Consider the following 15,158-nt stretch of genomic DNA (forward strand, 5'->3'; position numbering starts at 1 on the left):
GCCATATGAGTTTTACTAACCAGGAAAAATTGATCGACAGCCCGCGCCGATGGGCCTTGCGGGGCGACCTGCTCGACTTCACGAGCGCCCCGGCATGGGGTGAGACCGAGTCGCCGGCGGTGCGCTTCGATCGCGATCACTGGCTGCTGATCGAGGACGGCCGCATCGTCGGTCGCCAGGCCGCCGAGCCGGATGAAAGCTGGGTGCGCAAGGACCATGCCGGCCAGCTGGTGATGCCCGGCTTCATCGACACCCATGTGCATTGCCCGCAGCTGGAAGTCATCGGCTCCTACGGCACCGAGCTGCTGGACTGGCTCAAGCGCTACACCTTCCCGAGCGAATGCGCCTTCGCCGACCCGGCCCGCAGCCACGCGGGCGCCGAGGTGTTCCTGGATGCGCTGCTGGCCAGCGGCACGACCTCGGCGGTCGTCTTCGCCACCGTGCACAAGGTCTCGGCCGAGGCCTTGTTCGACAGCGCCGCCGCGCGCGGCATGCGCCTGATCACCGGCAAGGTGCTGATGGACCGCCACGCGCCCGACGGGCTGCGTGACGACGTCGTCCAGGCCGGAAAGGACTGCATCGACCTCATCGACCGCTTTCATGGGCGGGGCCGCCTCGCCTACGCCGTCACCGTGCGCTTTGCGCCGACCAGCACGCCCGAGCAGCTCGCCATGGCCGGCGCGCTGTGCCGGGCCGACGCCAGCCTCTACATGCAGACCCACGTGGCCGAGAACCGCGCCGAGGTGGACTGGGTCGCCCAGCTCTTTCCCCAGGCGCGCAGCTACCTGGACGTCTACGCGGACGTGGGCCTGGTGCATGGGCGCGCGGTACTGGCCCACGGCATCTGGCTGGACGAGACGGACAAGCGCCTCATCATGGACAGCGGCGCCCAGGTGGCGCATTGCCCGTCCAGCAACCTGTTTCTCGGCAGCGGGTTGTTCGACTGGCAGGGCGCGGGTTTCAACGTCAGCCTGGCGTCCGACGTCGGCGGCGGCACATCCTTGAGCCTGCCGCGCAACATGCAGGACGCCTACAAGGTGCAGGCCCTGCGCGGCGCGAGGCTGACCGCCTGGACCGCCCTGCATGCCGCCACCCGAGGCGCGGCCGAGGCGCTGCAGCTGGGCGGCGAGATCGGCGGGTTGTCTGTCGGGCAGATGGCCGACCTCTGCGTCTGGGATTGGGCCAAGGGCCCGGTGGCGCAGGCGCGCGACGCCGTCGCCCGCGAGCTGCACGAGCGCGTCTTCGCCTGGATGACGCTGGCCGACGAGCGCAACCTCGCGGCCTGCTACGTTGCCGGCGAGCAGCGCGTCTGAACCGCCCATCCCCCTGTTCCGCCGCTTCGTCACAACCCTGATGTGGCGGCGGTCGCGTCGTGGCTAGAGTGCGCCTCACTATTCCAACGGAGACGCCATGAGCCGCCCCATGCTGACCCTCGTCGCCTCTCTGGCGCTGCTAGCCGCATTGCCCGACGCCGCTGTTGCCGCCGCCAAGCCCGCGGCCACATCGCCCAAGCCGGCCAAGCGCTACACCATCGAGCAGTTCATGGCCACCGTCAACATCGGCGGCGCCAGCTTCTCGGCCGACGAGAGCCGCATCCTGTTCCACAGCAACGAGAGCGGCATCTTCAACGTCTATGCGATGCCCGTGGGTGGCGGCAAGCCGGTGCAGTTAACCGATTCCAAGAACGACGGCCACTACGCCATCAGCTTCTTCCCCAGCGACGATCGCTTCCTCTACACCCGCGACCAGGGCGGCAACGAGCTCGACCACCTCTATGTGCGCGAGCTCGACGGCAGCGAGCGCGACCTGACGCCGGGCGACAAGCTCAAGGCCAATTTCGCCGGCTGGAGCGGCGACGACAGCGCCTTCTACGTCACCACCAACGAGCGCGACCCCAAGTTCTTCGATCTTTACCGCTACGACGCCAAGACCTACGCACGCACGCTGGTCTTCAAGAACGACGCTGGCTGGCAGCTCAGCGACGTCAGCCGCGACGGCCGCTGGCTGGCACTGGGCAAGACCAACACCACTGCCGATTCGGACGTGCACCTGGCCGACCTGAAAAGCGGTGCGATCAAGCACATCACCCCGCACCAGGGCGTGGCCCGGTTCGCGTCACAGGACTTCGACCCCGAGAGCCGCGAGCTGCTGATGACCAGCAATGACGGTGGCGAGTTCACCCGCGTCATCGCCTACGACCTCGCCAGCGGCAAGACGCGCGAGGTCGAGAAGGCGGATTGGGATGTCGCCTACACCGCCTTCTCCAAGGACGGCCGCCACCGCGTTACCGGTGTCAATGCCGATGCCAGCATCGCGCTGCGCCTGTATCGCGACGGCAAGCCTATCGCGCTGCCCAAGTTGCCTGGCGGCGAAGTTCGCGGCGTGTCCTTCTCGCGCAGCGGCAAGCGCATGGCCTTCTACGTGAATGGCGACCGCTCGCCGAGCAACCTGTTCGTTGCCGAGGTGGGCTCGAACGCCGCGCCCACGCAGCTGACGCAGAGCCTGTCCAAGGCCATCGATCCGAACGAACTGGTCGACGCGTCCATCGTGCGCTTCAAGAGCTTCGACGGCATGGTCATCCCGTCGGTCTACATGCAGCCCAAAGACGCTTCGCCGACCCACAAGGTGCCGGCCATCGTCTGGGTGCATGGCGGCCCCGGCGGCCAGACGATGCGCGGCTATTCGGCGCTGATGCAGTACTTCGTCAACAACGGCTACGCGGTGCTGGGCATCAACAACCGCGGCAGCTCGGGCTATGGCAAGAGCTTCTTCACCGCCGACGACGGCAAGCACGGCCGTGAGCCGCTGTGGGACTGCATCGAGGCGAAGACCTTCCTGGCGAGCACCGGCGTCATCGACCCTGACCGCATCGGCATCGTCGGCGGCAGCTATGGCGGCTACATGGTGCTGTCGGCCATGGCGTTCCGGCCCGAGGCCTTCAAGGTCGGCATCAACATCTTCGGCGTGTCCAACTGGATACGCACGCTGGAAAGCATCCCGCCCTACTGGGAGAGCCAGCGCCTGGCGCTCTACCAGGAGGTGGGCGACCCGGTGAAGGACCGCGAACGCCTGATGGCCACCTCGCCGCTCTTCCATGCGCATGAGATCAAGAAGCCGCTGATGGTCATCCAGGGCGCCAACGACCCGCGCGTCATCAAGCCCGAAAGCGACGACATCGTGGCCGCCGTCAAGAAGAACGGCGTGCCGGTGGACTACCTCGTCTTCGACGACGAGGGCCACGGCTTCTCCAAGAAGAAGAACTCGCTGGAGGCCAACCGCCGCATGGTCGAGTTCTTGGACAAATACCTCAAGCCGGGCCTCGGCCAGCCGGCCAAGTAAGACGAATAAAGGACCGCGATGTTCAGCTTCCTGCTCTGGTGCCTGCTGTTCGTGATCTGCTGGCCGCTGGCCCTCCTGGCGCTGCTGCTGTGGCCGCTGGTGTGGCTGATCACGCTGCCCTTCAGGTTGTTGGGCATCGCGGTAGACGGCATCTTCGGGCTGCTGCACGCCGTCGTCATGCTGCCCGCGCGCGTGCTGGGCGGCGGGCGCTGACCCGTTCAGCGTCGGCGCGGGCGGTTCTTGTCCCAGATGGCCATGACGATCAGCGCGTAGGACAGCAGCCGCACCATGTAGTGCACCGGGTCGCCTTCGTTCCAGGAGGCCGTCACGGCCATGTGCACGCGGTTAGCCGCCTCGATCCAGAACGACAGCATGAAGAACAGGAAAAAGCGGTCCCGGGTGCTGCGCCAGTAGCGCAGGAAGGCCAGGCCGACGACGAAGCAGCCGGCGGCGATACCGCCGACCAGCGTGGCTGCCGCCAGGTCGTTGCTCATGCTTCCTTCTCCATGACGAGGGCGATCGCCAGCACCCAGACGGACACCAGGCCCAGCACCAGCCGGGCCGGCAGCAGGTTGATGTCGGGGAACACGATCCGGTCCAGGATGAGCAGCACGTTGTTCGCGCTCAACCCGGCAAAGCACAGCCCGCTCCACAGCAGCAGCCGCGCCTGGCTGCGCGCATAGGCACGCAGCAGCAGCCAAGTGCAGGTCAGCGCCGTCATGGCGCACAGGGTGTAGATCAGCTTGTCCAATTCAAGGCTCCCTTCTGAGCTTGAAGGCATCGGCGAACAGATGAGCGCTCTTGTGTGTGGCGCTGTGGATGATCTGCGTCACGCCAATCAGGTTGGCTGCATAGCAGGCAGCGAACTGGTCCCAGGCCTTGGCGAGCTGTTCGTCACGCGGTTGGTAGCGATAGCCGGCTGTGGTCTCTTCCAGCACCCCGGCCTCACGGGCGACCTGCAGCAGCTCCAGTGCTGCGCGTTCGGAGATGTACAGGGCGCGGGCGACATCGCTGCCGGTGCATGCCTTGTCGGCATGCAGCCTCAGCAGCAGCACCGCCTCCGCATATGGGACTGACGGCACACTGGTCAGTACAAAGCGCCTGACCTCGTCCTCGATAACTGGCCGTGTGCTCACTCAGGGCATGGCCGCGTCCGGGCGCGGCGTGATGTCGATGGGATGAAAGCCGGGCCGGGGCGGCGCAGCGCGAGTCGGTGCGACTGTAAGCCAGCTCGGCGCGTCGGTCGCTGTCGGTGGCGCCTACTGCGGCGTCGCTGGGCGCTCCACGCCCCAGCGCCGGTAGAGCTCGGCCGCCGAGCCGGTGCGCAGCCACTGCTCGAAGGCCTGGTCGTAGCGGCGCGCCAGGTCCTCCCCGCCGGCGCTGCGGGCAAACGCCATATGACCATGCAGCACGTCCAGCGGCGGCGAGCAGCGCGCCACCGTGTCGGTCAGGCTCAGGCGCTGCAGAACGGGCTGGCAGTTGCGGTCATTGGCAGCAAACAACTCGACGCGACGCTTGGTCAGCATCAGCAGTCCGGCGTCGACGTTCTGTACCCAGGTCAGCTGGCTCATCGAGGTTTTCATGCGCTCGAAGCGGCTGCCATAGGCCCAGCCCCGAACGGCCGCCACCGGCGTCTGGGCCAGCGTGCCAAACTCGCCGCCCCAGCGGGCCTCTTCGCCGCGCCGGGCGTACCAGACCATGGCGTCGGAATAGAAAGAGCGCACGCTGAACAGCATGCGCGCCTCGCGTTCGGGCGTACGGTAGGGGCCGATGAGGATGTCGGCCTCGCCCTGCTCCACCATCAGTTGCGCGCGTGACCACGGCAGCCATTCGCAGCGCAGGCTGTCGCCGAAGAGCTGGCCCAGCAGGTCGACCGCCAGGCCTTTGGGCGCCTGGCCCTCGGCGCCTTCAAAGATGCGCGCGAACTGCGAGCCCACGGCGCGCAGCGGCGTCGCGCGCGCGGGTGGCGTCATCCCGAGCCCGGCCATGCAGCCCAACCCCGCCTGGCACCACATGCGTCGTGTCGACATGCTCAGCCCCCTGTTGTCGGAGATGGGGCTGATGATGCGCGCCGGCGGCGCAAGGATCAAGGAATGTCGAACTCGTGCAGGCCGAAGCCGCGCCCCGTGCGGCGGTCGTCGAAGAAGCAGCGCAAGGTCTCGCGCGTCGTCTTGAAGGCGATGTCGTCCCAGGGGATCTCGCTTTCGCTGAAGAGCCGGGCCTCCAGCGATTCCGGGCCGGGGTTGAAATCCGGCGAGCGCAGGCGGGCGAGGTAGAAGAGGTGGATCTGGCCGACGCGCACGACATTCAGCAGCGTGTACAGCGGGCCCATCTCGATGTCGGCACCGGCTTCCTCGTGCGTCTCGCGCAATGCACCCTGGGCCGTCGTCTCGCCCAGCTCCATGAAGCCGGCCGGCAGCGTCCACAGCCCATGGCGCGGCTCGATGGCGCGGCGGCACAGCAGCACGCGGCCGTCTTCCTCCCAGACCGGCAGCGTGCCGACGACGTTGAGCGGGTTCTGGTAGTGAATGCTGTCGCAGGCCGGGCAGACGGCGCGCTCGCGGTTGTCGTCGACCGGCATGCGGTAGTCCACGGCCGAGCCGCAATTGGGGCAATGCTTGAAGCGGCTTGGGAAAGGCATGCGGGCCAGTTTAGAGGCCGCAAAATGGCCGACCATGAAGCTCTACAACTACTTCCGGTCTTCGGCGTCGTGGCGCGTGCGCATTGGTCTTGCGCTCAAGGGCCTGGACTACGACTACGCGTCCATCCATCTGGCCAGGAACGAGCAGTTCGCGGAGCCCTTCGCCAACCAGCAGGTCTCGCACTTGGTGCCGGCGCTGGTGCTGGACGATGGCCAGTGGCTGAGCCAGTCCATGGCCATCCTGGAGTACCTGGACGAGACCCACCCCGAGCCGCCGCTGCTGCCGAGCGGCGCGCTGGCGCGGGCGCAGGTGAGGGCGCTGGCCCAGGACATCGGCTGCGACATCCATCCGCTCAACAACCTGCGCGTGCTGCGCTATCTGAAGCACGACCTTGGCCAGGAGCAGGCGACCGTCGACCGCTGGTACCGCCACTGGGTGGCGACAGGTCTTGCCATCGTCGAGCAGCGCCTGGTGCAGACCGCCGGCGAGTTCTGCTTCGGCGACGCGCCGGGCCTGGCCGACTGCCTGCTCGTGCCCCAGGTCTACAACGCCGAGCGCTTTGAATGCCCGCTGGACGACTACCCGACGGTGATGCGCGTCAACGCTGCCTGCCTGGCGCTGCCGGCCTTTGCGAACACCCACCCGAGCGTCTGCCCCGATGCCGCTTGATCCGACCCGATGGCTGCGGCCCGACTGGCCGGAGGCCACGGCCTTCATGACGACGCTGGGCGCCAATTTCGGCCGCAAGGCCGGTGACCCGGCGCAGGCCATGGCCAACCGCGCCGAGCTGGCAGGCCTGCTTGGCGCACGGCCGGTCTTTCTCGACCAGGTGCATGGCGCCGACGTCGTGCGCCTGCGTGGCGACTGGCATGACGACAACGCGCCGCAGGCCGATGCCGCGGTGTCGACCGACCCCGGGCTGGCCGTGGCCATCCTGGTGGCCGATTGCCTGCCGGTGCTGTTCTGCGCGCCCGGTGGCGTGGCTGGCGCGCATGCGGGCTGGCGCGGCCTGGCGGCTGGTGTGCTGGAGAACACAGTCGCCGAGCTGTGCAAGGCCGCACGCTGCGAGCCCCATCAAGTGAAGGCCTGGCTGGGCGCCTGCATCGGCCCGGCGGCCTTCGAGGTCGGCCCCGAGGTCGTGGCTGCGTTCGGCCGGGAGCCCGTCGAGCGCGATCAGCCGGGCTTTCTCTACCGCCCCAACCCCGCGCCCCGCTGGCGGGTTGACCTGCCCTTGCTGGCTCGCGAACGATTGATCTCGGTCAATGTCACCCAAATCAGCGGCGGCCAGGGGTGCACGCTCACCGATGATTCACTTTTCTTCTCGTTCCGGGGCGAAGCCCTCGGGAGGGCCCGGGGCCGCATGGCTGCCTGCATCGCCCTCCGCGGTTGATGCGGCGGCAAGTTCGGCAGCGCGGCGCCGGCGTTTGCGCCCCGGCGTGCCGAGGATGTAGATGAGCAGGCCCAGTGGAAGGACGCCGTATAGCATCAGCGTGACAAAGGCGCCAAACAACGAGCCTTGCGGGCTCACGGCTTCGGCCGCGGCCATCATCAGCGCGACATAGGCCCAGGCGATCGCAACGAGGTACATGTCACTGGCACGTCAGCGCGTGCGGTTACAAAGCAGGGTCTGCGGGATGTGGCAAGCTTATTGCACGGACCGAGACAACACCGCTGAAGCGGTAGCTCCCCGAGGAACACATGGTCACTCGCAAGAAGAACGAAGCGCCGCCCGCCACGCAGGGGCAGCCCTTCGCGGACCTGATGCAGCAAATGACGCATCTGCCGCAGATCTCCCCCACCGCGCTGGCCGAATTGCAGGCCGACTACCTGAAGCAGGCCACCGCCTTGTGGAACACCTCGCTGGGTCAGGGCGAGGCGCCGGCCGTCGGGGACCGCCGCTTTGCGGCCCCCGAGTGGCGGGCCAACCCGGCGGCCAGCTTCATGAGCCAGCTCTATCTGCTGAATGCACAGACGCTGTCCAGGATGGCGTCGGCCGTCGAGGCCGACGACAAGACCAAGGCCCGTATCCGCTTTGCCGTGCAGCAGTTCGTCGATGCCGTGTCGCCGAGCAACTTCCTCGCACTCAACCCCGAGGCGCAGAAACTCGCGCTGGACAGCAAGGGCGAGACGCTGTCGCGCGGCCTGCAGCATCTGTGGGGCGATGTGCAGCGCGGCCATGTGTCGCAGACGGACGAGAGCGCCTTCGAGGTCGGCAAGAACGTGGCCACCACCGCCGGAAGCATCGTCTTCGAGAACGATCTCTTCCAGCTCATCGAGTACGCGCCGTTGACGGCCGAGGTGCACGCGCGGCCCTTCCTGCTGGTGCCGCCCTGCATCAACAAGTTCTACATCCTCGACCTGCAGCCGGACAACTCCCTGATCCGCTATGCGGTGTCGGAGGGCCACCGCGTCTTCGTCGTCAGCTGGCGCAACCCCGATGAATCGGTCAAACAGCTCACCTGGGACGACTACATCGACCAGGGCGCCATCCAGGCCATCCGCGTCGTGCAGGAGATTTCGGGCCAGGACAAGATCAACACCCTGGGCTTTTGCGTCGGTGGCACCATCCTCGCCACGGCCCTGGCCGTGCTGGCCGCGCGAGGCGAGCAGCCGGCCGCCAGCCTGACGCTGCTGACGGCACTGCTTGACTTTGCCGACAACGGCATCCTGGACATCTTTGTCGACGAGGCCATGGTGCGCCTGCGTGAGGCGACCCTGGGCCCCGATTCGCCCAAGGGGCCGCAGCTGCTGCACGGCCAGGAGCTGGCCACCACCTTCAGCTTCCTGCGCCCCAACGACCTGGTCTGGAACTACGTCGTCGGCAACTACCTCAAGGGTGAGGCGCCACCGGCGTTTGACCTGCTGTACTGGAACGGCGACTCGACCAACCTGCCCGGGCCGATGTACTGCTGGTACCTGCGCCACACCTATCTGCAGAACGAGCTGAAGCAGCCGGGCAAGCTGACCGTCTGCGGCGAGAAGGTGGACCTCGGGGCCATCGACGCGCCGGTCTACATCTACGGCTCTCGCGAAGACCACATCGTGCCCTGGCAGGCCGCCTACCGCAGCACGCAGATCCTCAAGGGCAAGAAGCGTTTCGTCATGGGCGCCTCGGGCCATATCGCCGGGGTCATCAACCCGCCTGCCAAGCGAAAGCGCAGCCACTGGATCGGCAAGGGCAGCGCCCTGCCGGCCGACCCGGACGCCTGGTTCGCCAGCGCGACCGAGCATCCGGGCAGCTGGTGGCCGGACTGGTCGGCCTGGCTGGCCTCGCACGCCGGCGCCAGGAAGCCCGCACCCAAGGCGCCGGGCAACCGCAAGTTCAAGGTGATCGAGCCCGCGCCCGGTCGCTACGTGAAAGTCAAAGCTTGACAACCTCGAAATGCAACCACAGAGGCACTGAGGCACAGAGAACTCAAGGTTCTGTTGTCTTCCTCCGTGACTCTGTGACTCTGTGGTTGCATCTGATTTGATGAATTTCTGAAGGAGACACACCATGAGCCAGCAAGACATCGTCATCGTCGCCGCCGCGCGCACCGCCATCGGCAAGTTCGGCGGCATGCTCGCCAAGACGCCCGCTACCGAGCTGGGCGCCGCCGTCATCCAGGACCTGCTGCGCCGCACTGGCCTGGCCGGCGACCAGGTCAACGAGGTCATCCTCGGCCAGGTGCTGACGGCCGGCGTCGGCCAGAACCCGGCCCGCCAGGCCGTCGTCAAGTCGGGCCTGCCGCATGCGGTGCCCGCCATGACCATCAACAAGGTCTGCGGCTCGGGCCTGAAGGCGGTCATGCTGGCCGCGCAGGCCATCCGCGACGGCGACAGTGACATCATCATTGCCGGCGGTCAGGAAAGCATGAGCGTGAGCGCCCACGTGCTGCCAGGCTCGCGCGACGGCCAGCGCATGGGCGACTGGAAGTTGGTCGACACGATGATCACCGACGGCCTGTGGGATGTGTACAACCAGTACCACATGGGCATCACGGCCGAGAACATCGCCAAGAAGTACGGCATCACCCGCGAGCAGCAGGATGCGCTGGCGCTGGGCAGCCAGCAGAAGGCCGCCGCGGCGCAGGACGCCGGTCGCTTCAAGGACGAGATCGTGCCGTTCAGCATCGCGCAGAAGAAGGGCGACCCCATCGTCTTCGCGGCCGACGAGTTCATCAACCGCAAGTCCAACGCCGAGGCCCTCGCCGGCCTGCGGCCTGCCTTCGACAAGGCCGGCAGCGTGACGGCCGGCAATGCCTCGGGCCTGAACGACGGCGCCGCCGGTGTCGTCGTCATGACGGCCGCCAAGGCCGCGGCGCTGGGCCTGACGCCGCTGGCCCGCATCGCCTCCTATGCCTCGGCCGGCCTGGACCCCGCCTACATGGGCATGGGCCCGGTGCCCGCCGCGAAGAAGGCGCTGGAGCGCGCCGGCTGGAAGCCCGCCGACCTGGACCTGCTGGAGATCAACGAGGCCTTTGCGGCCCAGGCCTGCGCCGTGCACAACGAGATGGGCTGGGACATGAGCAAGGTCAACGTCAACGGCGGCGCCATTGCCCTGGGCCACCCCATCGGCGCCAGCGGCTGCCGTGTGCTCGTCACGCTGCTGCACGAGATGGTCAAGCGCGATGCCAAGAAGGGCATCGCCTCGCTGTGCATCGGCGGTGGCATGGGCGTCGCCCTGACCGTCGAACGTTGATACCCTCGCCCCATCACAACAGGAGACATCCATGAGCAAGAAAGTAGCCTACGTCACCGGCGGCATGGGCGGTATCGGCACCGCCATCTGCCAGCGCCTGCACAAGGAAGGCTTCAAGGTCATCGCCGGCTGCGGCCCCAGCCGTGACTTCAAGAAGTGGCTGGATGAGCAGAAGGCGTTGGGCTACGAGTTCTATGCCTCGGTGGGCAATGTGGCGGATTGGGAGTCCACCGTCGAAGCCTTCTCGAAGGCCGTCCAGGATCACGGCAGCATCGATGTGCTGGTCAACAACGCCGGCATCACCAAGGACCGCATGTTCCTGAAGATGACGCCCGAGGACTGGCACGCCGTCATCGACACCAACCTCAACAGCATGTTCAACGTCACCAAGCAGGTGGTGCCGGGCATGGTGGAAAAGGGCTGGGGCCGCATCGTTCAGATCAGCTCGGTCAACGGCGAGAAGGGCCAGGCCGGGCAGACCAACTATTCGGCTGCCAAGGCCGGCATGCACGGCTTCACGATGGCGCTGGCGCAGGAGCTGGCCTCCAAGGGCGTCACCGTCAACACGGTCAGCCCTGGCTATATCGGCACCGACATGGTCCGCGCGATCAAGCCCGAAGTGCTGGAGAAGATCGTCGCGACCATCCCCGTGAAGCGCCTGGGCAAGCCCGAAGAAATCGGCTCCATCGTCGCCTGGCTGGCCAGCGAGGACTCGGGATTCTCGACCGGTGCCGACTTCTCCTGCAACGGCGGCATGCACATGGGCTGACGCTCAGTTTCCACTGACCCCCACAAGCCGGCTTCACGCCGGCTTTTTGTTGCCCGCACCGCTTTAGGGCGCTGTCGCCACAATTGCACGCCAGAGCGAGGAATGACGCGAGGTGGTGAATTCGTGCCCTGAAAAGGAAGCTTGGCCTGACTACATTCCGGCGTCTGCGCCGCACAGCTGGCGCATTAGCTACAGGGATGAGTCGGATGAAGACAGTCTTTCTGCCCGCCGTGAGCCTGATGCGCCGCCTGCCGATGGCGCACAAGTTTTTCATCGTCTGCCTGTGCTTTGCGGTCCCGCTGCTCTACCTGCTGGTGGCGCTGGCAGGCGACCGGTCGGACGCGCGTGCGTTCTCGGCCAAGGAACTGGTCGGCGTCGCCCAGGTGCGCCAGGTCAGCAGCCTGCTGAATGCCGCCATGGTGCTGCGCGGCACGTCCATCGGCCTGAGTGCCAAGGCGCCGGGCGCCGAGGCCAGGCGCGACGAGGCCCTTGCCAAGTTCGACGCGCAGGCCCAGTCCCTGGAAGCAGAGATCAACGCGGCGCAGGATGTGCTCAAGCTGGCACCCGGCCTGGCGGCGGCGCGCGACAAGGCCAGGGCGCTGGTCGCGCTGGGCGCAGCGGAGCCGGAGGCTGCCATCACTGCCGGCTACGCATTGACCGACACGCTGCAGACACTCATCGAGCAAGCTTCCTCCGAGTCCAACCTTGCGTTGGACCCGGACGCCGACACCTACTACCTGATGCTGACGGTGACGGACGCGCTGCCGCGCCTGCAGGACGCGATCGGCCGCATGCGCGCGCTCGGTGCCGCAGCGGCGCAGCTGGGCACGCCGCCGTCCGGCGTGCTGCAACGCCTCCACCAGGCCGACACGTTGACCGAGGAATACCTGACGCGGCTGTCCAGCGCGCTGGGCCGGGTTGCGGCCGCCAACCCCGATGCGGTCAAGGGGCTGGACCTGCAGCTCGCCGAGCGCATCCGCAAGGATTTCCGTGGGCAGTTCGGGCAAGCTTTTGTGCTGGGCGAGGCGCCCAAGGTCGATCCCGCCGCCTGGTTTGCGCTGGGTACCGCCCAGATCGCGGCAACCGACAAATTGCAGCGAGCCGCCGAGGCGCGGCTGGCCGAACTCGTCGAGGTGCGCGTCGAGCGCCTGACGCGTGGCCTTTGGATGGCCGTGGCGCTGGCCATCAGCTTTGCCGCCGTCGCCGGCTACGCGTTGGTGAGCTATTACCTGGCGTCGCGCAGCACCTGCGCCGAGCTGGGGCGGCGCATCGAGGCCCTGGGTGCCGGCGACCTCAGCGAGACCCCGGCCCTCGCCGGGCGTGATGAGGTCGTGCTGGCGACCAACGCGATGCGCGAGGCCGTGATGCGCCTGAGCCGCCTCGTGCACGAAGTGCGCAGCGGTGCCGAGCACATCTCCACGTCGGCCACGCAGATCTCGGGCGCCAACCAGGACCTGTCGGCACGCGGCAATGCGATGGCCTCCGTCGTCGAGCAGACCAGCGCCAGCACCGGCGTGCTGGAGCAGACCGTCGGCCACAACATGAGCAGCGCCCGCGAGGCCCACGGCCTCGTGCAAGGCGCGGCCGACTTGGCCGGGCGCGGTGGCGCCATCGTGCAGCGCGCGGTCAGTTCGATGGAAGAGATCACCGCGAGTTCGCGCCGCATCGGCGACATCATCCAGGTCATCGATTCCATTGCCTTCCAGACCAACATCCTGGCGCTGAACGCGGCCGTCGAGGCCGCACGGGCCGGCGAGCAGGGCCGTGGCTTCGCAGTGGTCGCCGGCGAGGTGCGCTCGCTGGCCCAGCGCTCGGCCGAGGCGGCCAAGGAGATCAAGACGCTGATCAACAACTCCATCGAGACCATCCACCAGGGCGGCGCCTACGTGTCCCAGGCCGGCGGCTCCATGGGCGAGATCGTGCAGGCCATTCACCGGGTGGCCGCCATCGTCGGCGACATCAGCAGCCAGTCGTCGTCCCAGGCCGACCAGATCCGCCAGCTGGCCGCCGCCATCCGGGAGGTCGACTCGACGACGCAGCAGAACGCCGCCCTCGTCGAGGAGACCGCCGCCTCGGCATCGCTGCTGGAGGACCGCGCCGGGCAGTTGCGCGACGCCGCGGCGCGCTTTCGCACCGCCTGAGCGGGGGCGCTGGCGCGTCCTCAAGTCTTGTAGGCAAAGCTGATGACTTCCAGCCCCGCGCCGCTGGTCAGCGCCTGTGCCGGCTTCTAACCTGGTTTGGTGCACGTGATGGACGTGCGCCAAGCACCAAGGAGGTCGCCATGTCCCGCACGTTCGCTTTCGTGCTGCTCGCCGCAGCGCTTGCCAGCTTGCCACCTGTCTGCCAGGCGCAGACCAGCCTGCCGCATGTCGACGTGAGCGCCCGACGCGCCGCGCAACTGCGGGTGGATGTGTTCAAGGTCTGCCCCGGCTACGCCGAGCACCTGCGTGAGGGCCTGCGCCTGCCGCCCGTCAGCGAAGGCACGGACATGCTCGTGAGGTTCGAGCTCAAGGCGGGGATGGTGAGCAACATCGGCTTTTCCGCCGCGCCGGTCGACTACCGCCTGCACATCCGCCGGGTCATGCGTCAGCTCGACTGCCGCAGCGACGGCCAGGCCAACCAGCGCTTCGCGTTCATGCTGCGCCACAGGTCAGCCGACGAGGCGGGCTTGCAAGCCACCGCGCTGAGCCCCGACGCGCCCTTGCTGGCGACGCTGACGCTGCCCCCCGATTGAGCCCTGGCGCACTGCGGGGCGACGGCCGGCAGGGCGCCGTCGGCCTTTGCGGCGCGCCGTCATCCGTCATGGCTATCATCCGGGCCGTTTTTCAGCCGTACACGAGGAGATGGGCATGGCCATGGATGTGGTGGATTACGAGATCAAGGGTGCGGAGATGCAGTTCGTCGAGGTCGAGCTCGACCCCGGCGAGGCGGCCATCGGCGAGGCCGGTTCGATGATGTTCATGGACTCGAACATCGCGATGGACACGGTGTTCGGCGACGGCTCGGCCAACCAGGGCGGCGGCTTCTTCGGCAAGCTGCTGGGCGCGGGCAAGCGGCTCATCACGGGTGAGTCGCTGTTCACGACGGTCTACACGAACAACGGCGCCGGCAAGCAGCGCGTGGCGTTCGCCGCGCCCTACCCGGGCAAGATCCTGCCGATGGACCTGCGCCAGCTTGGCGGCATGCTCATCTGCCAGAAGGATTCCTTCCTGTGCGCTGCCCGTGGCGTGTCTCTGGGCATCGCGCTGCAGCAGAAGCTGGGCGTCGGCTTCTTCGGCGGCGAGGGCTTCATCATGCAGAAGCTCGAAGGCGACGGCCTGGCCTTCGTGCATGCCGGCGGCACCGTCGTGCGCCGCACGCTGCAGCCCGGCCAGCGCCTGCTGGTAGACACCGGCTGCGTGGTGGCCTACACGCCCAACGTCAACTTCGAGATCCAGTACGTCGGCAAGATCAAGACGGCGCTGTTCGGCGGCGAGGGCCTGTTCCTGGCACAACTGACCGGCCCCGGCGAGGTCTGGCTGCAGAGCCTGCCGTTCTCGCGCCTGGCGTCGCGCATCTTCGCCGCAGCGCCGCAGCGCGGTGGCAGCCGGGAAGAGGGCTCGGTGCTGGGTGGCATTGCCGGCGGCGGCCTCCTCGGCGGCATCCTGGGCAGTGGCGGCGACGACGAGTAACGGAACGGGCACAGCGTCACGCACGGCCGCTCTGGCGCAGGGCGCTGCGTGAGGCC

17 protein-coding genes are annotated in these 15,158 nt (G+C 67.6%); 11 read left to right on the forward strand and 6 right to left on the reverse strand.

Annotated elements, in window-relative coordinates; all coding sequences use genetic code 11:
• Positions 1-5 precede the first annotated feature (5 nt).
• The 3 genes from guaD to ASC81_RS05845 all read left to right on the forward strand — a co-directional run bounded on the left by guaD (position 6) and on the right by ASC81_RS05845 (position 3,552).
• Positions 6-1,313: a guanine deaminase gene (guaD, locus tag ASC81_RS05835; protein WP_056263695.1), complete on the forward strand. Its 1,308-nt coding sequence runs from the start codon at positions 6-8 to the stop codon at positions 1,311-1,313.
• Between the two features lie 97 nt (positions 1,314-1,410).
• Entirely contained in the window at positions 1,411-3,339 is a 1,929-nt protein-coding gene (locus ASC81_RS05840) for a S9 family peptidase (RefSeq protein ID WP_056263698.1), read from the forward strand.
• An 18-nt stretch (positions 3,340-3,357) separates the two neighbouring features.
• Positions 3,358-3,552, forward strand: coding sequence for a hypothetical protein (locus ASC81_RS05845; RefSeq protein WP_056263700.1), 195 nt, complete (start codon positions 3,358-3,360; stop codon positions 3,550-3,552).
• A 5-nt stretch (positions 3,553-3,557) separates the two neighbouring features.
• Here ASC81_RS05845 and ASC81_RS05850 read toward each other — a convergent pair whose 3' ends face one another.
• The 5 genes from ASC81_RS05850 to ASC81_RS05870 form a co-directional block, all read right to left on the reverse strand.
• Positions 3,558-3,833 carry a DUF5985 family protein gene (locus ASC81_RS05850; protein ID WP_056263703.1) on the reverse strand — a complete coding sequence of 92 codons (276 nt, stop codon included), beginning with the start codon at positions 3,831-3,833 and terminating at the stop codon, positions 3,558-3,560.
• Positions 3,830-4,090 (reverse strand): DUF5985 family protein, encoded by a 261-nt coding sequence (locus ASC81_RS05855; protein WP_200946697.1) that lies wholly within the window; start codon positions 4,088-4,090, stop codon positions 3,830-3,832. The genes ASC81_RS05850 and ASC81_RS05855 overlap by 4 nt, the downstream gene beginning before the upstream one ends.
• Position 4,091: 1 nt before the next feature.
• On the reverse strand, positions 4,092-4,394 hold the full coding sequence (locus ASC81_RS05860; RefSeq protein ID WP_056263706.1) for a hypothetical protein: 303 nt from the start codon (positions 4,392-4,394) through the stop codon (positions 4,092-4,094).
• 204 nt (positions 4,395-4,598) lie between these two features.
• The gene (locus ASC81_RS05865) at positions 4,599-5,369 is read right to left on the reverse strand and encodes an ABC transporter substrate-binding protein (protein ID WP_156391782.1); all 771 of its coding nucleotides are present in this window, start codon (positions 5,367-5,369) and stop codon (positions 4,599-4,601) included.
• Between the two features lie 56 nt (positions 5,370-5,425).
• Positions 5,426-5,980: an NUDIX hydrolase gene (locus tag ASC81_RS05870; protein ID WP_056264355.1), complete on the reverse strand. Its 555-nt coding sequence runs from the start codon at positions 5,978-5,980 to the stop codon at positions 5,426-5,428.
• A 34-nt stretch (positions 5,981-6,014) separates the two neighbouring features.
• Here ASC81_RS05870 and maiA point away from each other — a divergent pair, with 34 nt between their 5' ends.
• Both maiA and ASC81_RS05880 read left to right on the forward strand, forming a co-directional pair.
• Positions 6,015-6,650 (forward strand): maleylacetoacetate isomerase, encoded by a 636-nt coding sequence (gene maiA / locus ASC81_RS05875; RefSeq protein WP_056263710.1) that lies wholly within the window; start codon positions 6,015-6,017, stop codon positions 6,648-6,650.
• Positions 6,640-7,371 (forward strand): polyphenol oxidase family protein, encoded by a 732-nt coding sequence (locus ASC81_RS05880; RefSeq protein WP_056263712.1) that lies wholly within the window; start codon positions 6,640-6,642, stop codon positions 7,369-7,371. The genes maiA and ASC81_RS05880 overlap by 11 nt, the downstream gene beginning before the upstream one ends.
• On the opposite strand, the gene ASC81_RS27735 is transcribed toward ASC81_RS05880, so the two are convergent.
• On the reverse strand, positions 7,291-7,569 hold the full coding sequence (locus ASC81_RS27735; protein WP_082536276.1) for a hypothetical protein: 279 nt from the start codon (positions 7,567-7,569) through the stop codon (positions 7,291-7,293). The genes ASC81_RS05880 and ASC81_RS27735 overlap by 81 nt on opposite strands.
• A 173-nt stretch (positions 7,570-7,742) precedes the next feature.
• Between ASC81_RS27735 and phaC the strand changes: the two genes are divergently transcribed.
• The 6 genes from phaC (at position 7,743) to ASC81_RS05910 (ending at position 15,102) form a co-directional block, all read left to right on the forward strand.
• Complete coding sequence (phaC, locus tag ASC81_RS05885; RefSeq protein ID WP_056264358.1) at positions 7,743-9,353, forward strand: class I poly(R)-hydroxyalkanoic acid synthase; 1,611 nt, start codon at positions 7,743-7,745, stop codon at positions 9,351-9,353.
• Between the two features lie 124 nt (positions 9,354-9,477).
• Positions 9,478-10,662: an acetyl-CoA C-acetyltransferase gene (locus tag ASC81_RS05890; RefSeq protein WP_056263714.1), complete on the forward strand. Its 1,185-nt coding sequence runs from the start codon at positions 9,478-9,480 to the stop codon at positions 10,660-10,662.
• A gap of 31 nt (positions 10,663-10,693) precedes the next feature.
• A complete protein-coding gene (gene phbB / locus ASC81_RS05895) occupies positions 10,694-11,431 on the forward strand; it encodes an acetoacetyl-CoA reductase (protein WP_056263715.1) in 738 nt (245 codons plus the stop codon).
• A gap of 206 nt (positions 11,432-11,637) precedes the next feature.
• Positions 11,638-13,572 carry a methyl-accepting chemotaxis protein gene (locus tag ASC81_RS05900; protein ID WP_056263716.1) on the forward strand — a complete coding sequence of 645 codons (1,935 nt, stop codon included), beginning with the start codon at positions 11,638-11,640 and terminating at the stop codon, positions 13,570-13,572.
• A 140-nt stretch (positions 13,573-13,712) separates the two neighbouring features.
• Complete coding sequence (locus ASC81_RS05905; RefSeq protein ID WP_056263719.1) at positions 13,713-14,165, forward strand: hypothetical protein; 453 nt, start codon at positions 13,713-13,715, stop codon at positions 14,163-14,165.
• A 115-nt stretch (positions 14,166-14,280) separates the two neighbouring features.
• Complete coding sequence (locus ASC81_RS05910) at positions 14,281-15,102, forward strand: TIGR00266 family protein (RefSeq protein ID WP_056264360.1); 822 nt, start codon at positions 14,281-14,283, stop codon at positions 15,100-15,102.
• The last annotated feature ends 56 nt before the right edge of the window (positions 15,103-15,158 follow it).

Origin of the sequence: Pelomonas sp. Root405 (genome assembly GCF_001425165.1) — a bacterium.
Taxonomy (GTDB): Bacteria; Pseudomonadota; Gammaproteobacteria; order Burkholderiales; family Burkholderiaceae_C; genus Pelomonas.